General features: G+C 59.7%; 9 protein-coding genes. 7 read left to right on the top strand and 2 right to left on the bottom strand.

The features are described 5' to 3' along the window. The first annotated feature begins 22 nt into the window (after nucleotides 1-22). The 3 genes from LC343_RS23485 to dinB are packed head-to-tail and all read left to right on the top strand — an operon-like array spanning nucleotide 23 to nucleotide 3928. The gene (locus tag LC343_RS23485) at nucleotides 23-2092 is read left to right on the top strand and encodes an ATP-dependent helicase (protein WP_223479591.1); all 2070 of its coding nucleotides are present in this window, start codon (nucleotides 23-25) and stop codon (nucleotides 2090-2092) included. Between the two features lie 12 nt (nucleotides 2093-2104). Beyond that, nucleotides 2105-2764: an SOS response-associated peptidase gene (locus tag LC343_RS23490; RefSeq protein WP_223479592.1), complete on the top strand. Its 660-nt coding sequence runs from the start codon at nucleotides 2105-2107 to the stop codon at nucleotides 2762-2764. Nucleotides 2765-2794: 30 nt separating this feature from the next. Continuing rightward, nucleotides 2795-3928, top strand: coding sequence for a DNA polymerase IV (dinB, locus tag LC343_RS23495; RefSeq protein ID WP_223479593.1), 1134 nt, complete (start codon nucleotides 2795-2797; stop codon nucleotides 3926-3928). Nucleotides 3929-4118: 190 nt separating this feature from the next. Here the strand turns inward: dinB and LC343_RS23500 are convergent, their stop codons facing one another. After that, entirely contained in the window at nucleotides 4119-5156 is a 1038-nt protein-coding gene (locus LC343_RS23500) for a nucleotidyl transferase AbiEii/AbiGii toxin family protein (RefSeq protein WP_223479594.1), read from the bottom strand. Continuing rightward, the gene (locus LC343_RS23505; RefSeq protein WP_223479595.1) at nucleotides 5149-5778 is read right to left on the bottom strand and encodes a DUF6088 family protein; all 630 of its coding nucleotides are present in this window, start codon (nucleotides 5776-5778) and stop codon (nucleotides 5149-5151) included. Before LC343_RS23505 ends, LC343_RS23500 begins: the two co-directional genes overlap by 8 nt. Before the next feature lie 347 nt (nucleotides 5779-6125). Between LC343_RS23505 and LC343_RS23510 the strand changes: the two genes are divergently transcribed. The 4 genes from LC343_RS23510 (at nucleotide 6126) to LC343_RS23525 (ending at nucleotide 8972) form a co-directional block, all read left to right on the top strand. After that, nucleotides 6126-6299, top strand: coding sequence for a pyocin activator PrtN family protein (locus LC343_RS23510; protein WP_223479596.1), 174 nt, complete (start codon nucleotides 6126-6128; stop codon nucleotides 6297-6299). A 268-nt stretch (nucleotides 6300-6567) separates the two neighbouring features. Further along, on the top strand, nucleotides 6568-6852 hold the full coding sequence (locus LC343_RS23515; protein WP_223479597.1) for an XRE family transcriptional regulator: 285 nt from the start codon (nucleotides 6568-6570) through the stop codon (nucleotides 6850-6852). Continuing rightward, nucleotides 6845-8038, top strand: a complete 1194-nt coding sequence (locus tag LC343_RS23520) for a cysteine desulfurase family protein (RefSeq protein ID WP_223479598.1) — start codon at nucleotides 6845-6847, stop codon at nucleotides 8036-8038. The genes LC343_RS23515 and LC343_RS23520 overlap by 8 nt, the downstream gene beginning before the upstream one ends. After that, entirely contained in the window at nucleotides 8031-8972 is a 942-nt protein-coding gene (locus tag LC343_RS23525) for a DUF4007 family protein (protein ID WP_223479599.1), read from the top strand. Before LC343_RS23520 ends, LC343_RS23525 begins: the two co-directional genes overlap by 8 nt. The last annotated feature ends 61 nt before the right edge of the window (nucleotides 8973-9033 follow it).

Here is a 9033-nt window from a genome sequence, read left to right on the forward strand (position 1 = left end):
CCAAGGGTTTGAGGCGGGACGGATGAGCGCAGCGCATCTGGAAAAATTGAACGACAATCAGCGGGCCGCGGTTCTGCACGGCATCGATTTGCCCGATGGCGGCATCGGCGGGCCGTTGCTGATTATCGCCGGCGCGGGCTCCGGGAAAACCAATACACTCGCCCACCGTGTAGCCCAGCTCGTGATCTCCGGGGCCGATCCGCGGCGCATTCTCCTGATGACCTTTTCGCGCCGTGCGGCTGCCGAAATGGGAAAACGGGTCGAGCGCATCTGCGCGAAAGCACTTGGCGACAAGGCCGGGATCATGGCGGACGGCCTTGCCTGGTCGGGCACGTTTCACGGGATCGGCGCGCGGCTGCTCAGGGAATACGCGATCGAGCTCGGCCTCGATCCGCAATTCACGATCCACGACCGCGAGGACTCGGCCGACCTGATGAACCTCGCCCGGCACGATCTGGGCTTCTCGAAGACGGAAAACCGGTTCCCCGCTAAGGGCACCTGCCTTTCCATCTATTCGCGCACCGTCAATGCCGAGGCGCCGTTGGATGAAATCCTGAGGGCAAACTTCCCGTGGTGTGCCGCGTGGGAGAAAGAGTTGAAGGACCTGTTCGCATCCTATGTCGAGGCCAAGCAGATCCAGAACGTTCTCGATTACGACGATCTGCTCCTCTACTGGGCGCAGACCATGGGCGATCCGGCGCTTGCCGATGAGATCGGCGGACGTTGGGATCATGTCCTCGTCGACGAATATCAGGATACCAATCGGCTGCAGTCGTCGATCCTGATGGCGCTCAAGCTCGGCGGGCGTGGTCTGACTGTCGTCGGCGACGACGCCCAAGCGATCTATTCGTTCCGCGCCGCCACGGTGCGCAACATCCTCGACTTCCCGAATGAATTCTCACCGAAGGCCGACGTGATCACACTCGACCGCAATTACCGGTCGACGCAGCCGATCCTCACCGCCGCCAACGGCGTCATTGGTCTCGCCCAGGAGCGATACACCAAAGATCTCTGGACCGAGCGCGCCTCCAACGAAAAGCCACGACTGGTGACGGTCCGCGATGAAGGCGACCAGGCACGTTTCGTCGCTGACGAAGTTATCGATAATCGTGAAGGCGGCATGCGGCTGAAGGACCAGGCCGTTCTGTTCCGGGCAAGCCATCACAGCGGCCCGCTGGAGGTGGAACTGACCCGCCGCAACATTCCCTTCGTCAAATTCGGCGGCCTGAAATTCCTCGATTCCGCCCATGTGAAGGACATGCTGGCGGGCCTTCGCTTTGCCCAGAACATGCGCGATCGCGTGGCCGGGTTCCGGTTGATGCAGCTCCTGCCGGGTGTCGGTCCGGCCTCGGCTCAAACAGCCCTCGATGCGGTTGCTGAGACAACCGATCCCGTTGAGACGCTGGCCGCCCTGCCCGCGCCGTCGCGCGCCGCAGCCGACTGGCCGGGTCTGGTGTCGTTGATTGCGGACCTCCGCACCGCCAACATGGGCTGGCCGGCAGAAATCGGCCGGATCAGGGCTTGGTACGAGCCACATCTGGAGCGCATCCACGAAGATTTCGAGATGCGACGCGCGGACCTCCTGCAGCTCGAGGACATCGCGGCCGGCTACCCGTCGCGCGAACGGTTCCTGACCGAGCTGACGCTCGATCCTCCGGATGCGACCTCCGGCCAGGCCGGCGTGCCGCTGCTCGACGAGGACTATTTGATCCTTTCCACCATCCATTCCGCCAACGGCCAGGAGTGGCGCTCGGTCTTCGTCCTCAACACGGTCGACGGCTGCATTCCCTCCGACCTAGGCGTCGGTACGACAGACGAGATCGAGGAGGAACGGAGATTGCTCTACGTGGCGATGACGCGGGCGAAGGACAGTCTCAATCTTGTCGTTCCGCAGCGCTTCTTCACCCATGGACAGTCTTCGACCGGCGACCGGCATGTCTATGCCTCGCGGACACGGTTCATTCCCGCTATGTTGTTGCAGTTTTTCGAGAATAGGACTTGGCCGGTGGTCGCGCCGGGTCAGGCAACCAATGCCGGTCCGCGGCAGATGCGCCTCGATGTCGGGGCGCGCATGCGCGGGATGTGGCGCTAACGGGAGAAGGATTTGTGCAATCTCTATAATCTGACGACGACGCGGGACGCGGTTGTCGAGTTCACCAGGGCCATGGCCGACAAGGCCGGCTGGAACGAGCCCTCCTTGAACGTCTATCCCAACACGCTGGCGCCGATCGTCCGTGTTGGCGATGACGGCAATCGCGAGATCGTCAGCGCGACCTGGGGCATGCCGACGCCGCCGGCCTTCGTCAAAGGCAAGGCCGACCGCGGGGTGACCAATATCCGCAACGTCGGATCGCCGCATTGGCGGCGCTGGCTCGGACCGACAAGCCGTTGCGTCGTCCCGTTCACCTCATTCGCGGAACCCGATCCCGCGAGCAAGGTGGAAGGCGGGCGCGTGCCGAACGCCTGGTTCGCGCAGAACGCAGATCGGCCATTGATGTTCTTCGCCGGTTTCTGGACGCCCTGGAAGGGTGTGCGGAAGGTCCGTGACGGCGAGCAGGAATATGAGCTCTATGGGTTCCTGACGACGACACCCAATGAAATTGTCAAACCCATCCACGAAAAGGCCATGCCGGCGATCCTGACGACGCCGGAAGAGGTCGATCTCTGGCTCACCGGGGAATGGGCGGACGTCAAACATCTGCAGCGTCCGCTGCCCGGCAACATGCTGGTCATTGTGGAGCCCCCGGCCAATCCCCAAGGATGACGATCTGCTGCTCTGAGGCCATGCCGCACCATGTTGAATGATGACGAAGACAGAGGCGGGCATGAGCGGGAGAGCGAAGGGATCGACGCCGTCGTCCCGGTCCGCAAGATACTGCACGTCGACATGGACGCGTTCTATGCGTCAGTCGAGCAGCGCGACAATCCGGAGCTGAGAGGAAAGCCGGTCGCCGTTGGCGGGTCGGCGGCCCGAGGCGTCGTCGCGGCCGCAAGCTACGAGGCACGGGCATTCGGTGTGCGCTCTGCCCTGCCCTCGGTCACGGCAAAGCGCCGTTGCCCGGAGCTGATATTCGTGAAGCCGCGCTTCGATGTCTACCGGGCGGTCTCGGCGCAAATCCATGAGATATTCGCCGAGCATACCGATCTGATTGAACCCCTCTCCCTCGATGAGGCCTATCTCGACGTCACCGAAAACAAGCAGGATATCGAGTTCGCTACCGAGATCGCGACGATCATTCGCGCCCGCATCAAGGAAGTGACCGGGCTAAATGCGTCTGCAGGAATCTCCTACTGCAAGTTCCTGGCGAAGCTGGCGAGTGACCTCAACAAGCCGAACGGCCAGGCCGTCATAACACCAAAGAACGGACCAGCCTTTGTTGCCGATCTCGCGGTGAAGAAGTTCCACGGCGTTGGACCCGCAACGGCCGAGAAGATGCAACGGCTGGGCATCGTCACCGGCGCCGATTTACGGAAGAAATCACTCACCTTCCTGCGCGACAATTTCGGGAAGTCGGGAACCTGGTACTATCGGATTTCGCGGGGTATCGACGAGAGACCTGTTCAGCCAGACCGGCAACGGAAATCGATCGGGGCCGAAGACACCTTCGCCGCTGACATCTTCGATCTTGAGATGGCAAAGGCCGAGTTGGGGCCACTTGCCGAGAAAGTCTGGCGCCACGCTGAAAACAAGCAGATCAGCGGACGCACCGTCACGCTGAAGGTGAAATATGCAGACTTCCAGCAGATCACCCGGAGCCGGACGTCAGCCAACTTAATTAGGGACCAGGATGAACTGTTGGGCATCTCCGGAGCGCTCCTGGACGGCGTGTTTCCCGTGGCAAAAGGAATACGTCTTTTGGGCGTCTCACTATCGTCTCTCAGCGAAAGCGATCTTGGACCGACGAGAGATCAATTGGCGCTATTTTGAGTGCTCGGGGACGAAGTTCGTATCGCGTAGAACGGATTATCGAAGGACCGGCCGAGGCTGTTCAAGTCTTTCCTGTGAACAGGGATCGATACCCTTCGAAGCTGTGGCAGCGATAGCCTAACTCTCCATGAGGATGCTTCTCCGCCCAGAACAGAACCTCAGCCGTTGGAACGACGAGCGAGGTCTGCGCCTAGCTGTTGATGGTTTCCTGTAGCTTCTCAATCGTGGAAAGGATTTCGTCGAGCGATGGCGGTGTGTCGTCGAACATCATCGGCGCCATTTCGCGATAGTCGGCTCTGAGAGCCTTTAGCCGCGCCTCACTAGGCATCAGCAACAACGTTCCCGGTCGCGCTGTCTCGTAACTGGCCCAACCTGAGCGAAAGAAGGTGGCCTTGTGCTTTGCCACTGTGGCCAGGAGTTCAAGATCAGCTGCGGCGGCCCTGCCCTCATCGGAACCGAATAGCATGGCGAGATCGTAATAGTGTCGCGAGAAATATTGCGGCGTTGGCGACTCGGCCGGACGATTGGCCTCCGCGTGCAAGGCGGTCGCCTTCTCCCAGAAGGTTCTCCGCGCCGAAAGTACCGTGACGGTCGTATCCGGGTCCTCGAAGAAGTCAGGGAAATCCTCTGCTGCGTAGGGCCGAATGACCTTCTTTTCTGCAGGCCATGGATCACCCCGCGCGCCGAGTTCCAGCTTCACCCGCGGCGTGATGTAGGCCATCCCTTGATACTCTGAGGCAGGCAGCGCGATCGGGTAGTGAAAGTTCAATGTCTGCGCGTCAGCCTCATCGATTGAAAGCGACCACTCCTCTTTTTGTGGCTCGCCAAGTTCATCGACGATCGCCGCGCGAAGTGCCGGAAGCAGTTTGTGAGCGATGTGTTTCTCCACATCGCCCACAAGATCATCAATGAGCCGCTCTGCCTTCTTCCGGCTGAGCCCTTCTTTTTCCGGATCGCGGTCACCTGTGTAGCCGAGATCGGCCCGATCGAACGACAAGTCGATGTCCTCCGAAAAGCGCCTGATGATCCCGAAGGCCTTGGAGAGAGAAGTACCACCCTTGAAGACCAGGCTCGCCGCCGCATTCTGCGGAAGACCGAACAGGCGTCTCAAGGTCCAGCAGACCCAGAAGTCCTTCTCGATGATCGTGTTAGCGACGCCACGGCCGGCGCCCGTTTCTCCAAAGAGCGCGGCCCGATCGCTTGCTGGCAGGAGAGCAACCTTATCCATTCACTGCATCCGCCGGTGTGTTGCCGATCGAAATCAGTGTAGGCCGCATCCAAGCGGGAGCCTGAACTGCGTTGGAGACAAGCACCTTCTTGTCACTGGCCGACAGCCGGCCCACGGCAACCCGAGCCACGTCATCAGCTCGTACCGGCCCGACATGGCGAAGGGCCTGGACAACTGTCCCGGCAGGACTGCCCGGTGCGATCAGATGCTTGGGTGAAGCGTGCCGCAGATCGACCACGCGCTTACCAAGAACGATCCGGCGTGAAGGCCCGTCCGTCAAATACAGGCTCTTCGCGGGAACCTGTGCCGACAGCCCAAGCGCATTGGCAGCGTGCGCGCCGGCAATTTGCGCCCGCGAACCGGTCTCCCGCGCCAGCGCGCGCGCGACATCATCAGGCGCGGGTGAAAGCGGGCCCAGCTTCGGATGGATTTTTGGATAGTCGTAGAGACCGCGCGCCAGTCGGCGCAGCTTTCCGCGCTTGACCAACCGGGAAAGGGCTTGGTCGACAGCCGCGCGTGCCGCCACATCAAGGAAGTCTTGCGGCGTGAACACGCTCCCACGCCCACTGCCGCGGGCGCGTCGCATGATCTGATCAGGAACTGATGTGGTCGTGCTTTTCATGTGTCAGAAAATAGTGCATTCTTTTCTGACGTTCAAGAGCCATGTTCAACATCTTCAAACGGAGCAATTTGAGTGACTGACGCTGAACGATTAACGAGCGGCTTTGTGCAGGCACTTCGAGAAGGCCCCTTCAGGATCGCCCCCCGAACGCAGTCACGAACTGTTAGCGACAATGGGAGGCGAGCCGTGGGTCCTGGAGATTATCGATGGACCGGTGAATTTCGAGGTGTTTCCGAGAGACTGGGAGATTGAGGGCACGGATGCTGCACGATTGAGCCTTTGGGCCGTGAACACCGCATCCCTGCTCATGGCGATGCATTCGGCCGCCCGGTCATCCGACCAAAAACATGGCTAGGGACTTTTCTTGCCGAACCACCCACAAGTTCATTCGCAAAGTGTCCGCCGGCTATAGCGCATTGCCGCTCGTCTGTATGGAGGCACCACAGAAATGCGAAAAGGGAGTGCATCTCACGGACCTCGCTACTTGGAAAGGCGCCGGGCCGCTTGCGCGGAAAGACTGAACTGCCTTGCGCTATAGGCTGACCTTGATCGATAGGAACGGCCTCGAGATCCTCTTAGACTGTACTATGGGCACCCGCAAACCCTGCAGAAGTGCTCGGTAAATTCACCCCGCGCAAATCACTAGATTCTACGGCAGGACGGAAAATATTCTCTGTTTATTGCCATGTTGCGAACGCGCTCCCCTTGCCGAGCCTATGGATAATTTCCCATAGTAGTTGGAGCGAATCATCGCAGGGGGCAATCGTGGGACAATCAGGCTTACGTACAGTGATCGCCGACGATCTTCCGGACGTCACACAGGTGGTACGCTCGGATTTGCGAGCGATCTTCAGTCGTGTCCTCGCCGAAGCCGGGCTCAGCCAAACGCGTGCGGCGAAGGTTTGCTTCACCGACCAGCCAACGCTTTCGAAGATTTTGTCGGGTCGAAGTGACAGCGTAAGCACCGATCAGCTGCTGCGGTGGCTTGTGCAGCTTGGATGCACAGTGGAGATAAGCGTGCAGTCACCAACCACTCCAAAGGCCGGCGCGATCAGGGCGACGTTCCATGAATGAGCATCTCCCGCAAATCGCAATTGCCGACGCTAACGAGCGTTGGCCGATCTACATGGACAACCATGCCACAACCTTTGTTGACCCCCGGGTTCTGGAAGTAGCTGTCCGGATGATGGTCGAGGACTTCGGGAATGCGAACGGCGTTGAGAACGTCCATGGCGAGCAGGCCGCCTATGCGGTGTCACAAGCTAAAGATTTCGTCGCGAGGGTTGTATCAGCTGAGTGCGAAGACGTTCATTTCACATCTGGTTCGACTGAGGCAGTCCAACTTGCCATCGCACATGCAATCGCGATGCACCCAGAGCCCCTGCGCATTGCGATGTCGCGAGTCGAACACAAGGCGGTGATTGATACCGTCTTGCGAGCCGAACGGATGGGTATTGTCCAGAAATCCTGGATCTCGGTGGACGACAAGGCCCGGCTGGATTGGTCGAGCATGGAAGAGGTGCTCTCAGAAGGGGTCGACTTGGTCTGCATGATGGCGGCAAACAACGAAGTCGGAACGATCTACCCAGTGCCGCAAATCGCCAAGGCATGTCACGATCATGGAGCAGCTATTCTGGTAGATGCCACCCAAGCAATCGGCCGTATGGCATTCGACATCGGCGACGATGTTCTCGACTACATCGCTTTGAGTGGACACAAGGTCTATGGGCCGAAGGGGATTGGTGCTCTCGTTGCTCCCAGGTTTGATCGGTCACAGGTTTTCGGCCTGCAGGGCGCGCACAACCCGACACCCAACGTCGCAGGAATCGTGGCAATGGGGCGCGCTTGCGAGATCATGGAACTTGAAGGAGTTCAGGAGAGCGCTCGGCTCAAGCAACTGCGCGATCATTTGCAGGAGCGCCTGCTTGCCATGGTGCCAGGCGTGGTGATCAACGGCGACGTGACCAATCGCCTTCCTCATAACCTGCATTTTTCCGTACCGGGTGCACCTAACGACGTAGTCCTTGCAAGGCTCAGGGGCAGACTTTCGGTCTCCACAGGATCGGCATGCAACACCGGGGCACAGGAGCCTTCCCACGTTTTGCAGGCGATGGGATTACCGGATGCACTGCTAGAAAGCTGCCTTCGGATCGGTCTTGGCCGATCGACCGACATGAACGACGTCGAGGCCGCGGCGGCATTGATCGCTGATGCGGTGCACGATGTGCGTGCGAGTTTCTCTGGAGCGACCCATGCTTGACTTAGCCCTGTCCGAGGGACACCCAACTTACCGGTTTTCTGGGCATGAGACCTTTGCTTGCCGTTATGCTTGGCTTCCGAAGGCCCATCGCGCGATCAGGACCGATCCCCATATCTTCTTCAATGAAGACGCCGCAATGGTCGAATTGGGCATCGGCAAGAACATGGTCCGGGCGCTGCGTTTCTGGGTGGACGCCATGGGCGTGGCGCGGCCAACTGCCGACCGGACCCACGCCATCACAGATTTAGGAAATGCGATTTTCGGGGGCGATGGCTGCGATCCGTTCCTCGAAGAAACCAAGACGCTTTGGCTGCTGCACTGGACCCTTTCCTCTGCCGCCGCGCCCGCCCTGTTTGCCTGGAATTACCTCCTGGGCTCGTGGCCCTATCCGGAATTTTCCCGGTCAGAGGCGCTGACCGCGTTCCTCAGGCAATCACAACGTCTAGGCTATACCCATTCGAGTGTCACACTGAGCCAGCATCTGGATGTCTTTCTGCACACCTATCAATCTGCGCGAAGCGCGCGTGTTGGCATCGAAGACTCCCTTGACGGCCCTTTCGTTGAGTTGCGCCTTCTCCAGCAGACTGGGGAACGTCGAAGCGATACGGGTCGATGGGAGCCGGTCTACGCGTTTCGACGGGAACCCAAGCCGGAGATATCGAACGATCTCTTTGCCTATGCGCTGCTGGACTATTGGGATCGTGTTGCTCCGGCGGAAAAGACGATGCTCGTCAGGACCGTCGTTTCGGCACCGGGCGCGCCTGGACAGGCCTTCAAGCTTCCCGAAGAAGACGTTCGCTCGCGCTTGGAGACACTCTCTCGCGACGGAACATATGGTTTCAGCTATCGCCCCTCTGCCATCCAGGGATTGTTGACCCGCGAGTCGATGATCAAGGCGAACGCAAGAGCAGTCTATCAGGGATTGCCAAGTTGATTACGGCTTTGCGTGAGGATAGGCGATCATTATGAGAACTCCACCAACAATGCCGCGCCTG

This window comes from Oricola indica (genome assembly GCF_019966595.1).
Lineage (GTDB): Bacteria > Pseudomonadota > Alphaproteobacteria > Rhizobiales > Rhizobiaceae > Oricola > Oricola indica.

What these genes read in the sequence shown, in the direction of transcription:
- LC343_RS23485 (WP_223479591.1), top strand. Translation starts at nt 23, where the DNA reads ATGAGCGCAGCGCATCTGGAAAAATTGAACGACAATCAGCGGGCCGCG.
- dinB (WP_223479593.1), top strand. Translation starts at nt 2,795, where the DNA reads ATGTTGAATGATGACGAAGACAGAGGCGGGCATGAGCGGGAGAGCGAA.
- LC343_RS23500 (WP_223479594.1), bottom strand. Translation starts at nt 5,156, where the DNA reads ATGGATAAGGTTGCTCTCCTGCCAGCAAGCGATCGGGCCGCGCTCTTT.
- LC343_RS23505 (WP_223479595.1), bottom strand. Translation starts at nt 5,778, where the DNA reads ATGAAAAGCACGACCACATCAGTTCCTGATCAGATCATGCGACGCGCC.
- LC343_RS23510 (WP_223479596.1), top strand. Translation starts at nt 6,126, where the DNA reads ATGGCTAGGGACTTTTCTTGCCGAACCACCCACAAGTTCATTCGCAAA.
- LC343_RS23520 (WP_223479598.1), top strand. Translation starts at nt 6,845, where the DNA reads ATGAATGAGCATCTCCCGCAAATCGCAATTGCCGACGCTAACGAGCGT.
- LC343_RS23525 (WP_223479599.1), top strand. Translation starts at nt 8,031, where the DNA reads ATGCTTGACTTAGCCCTGTCCGAGGGACACCCAACTTACCGGTTTTCT.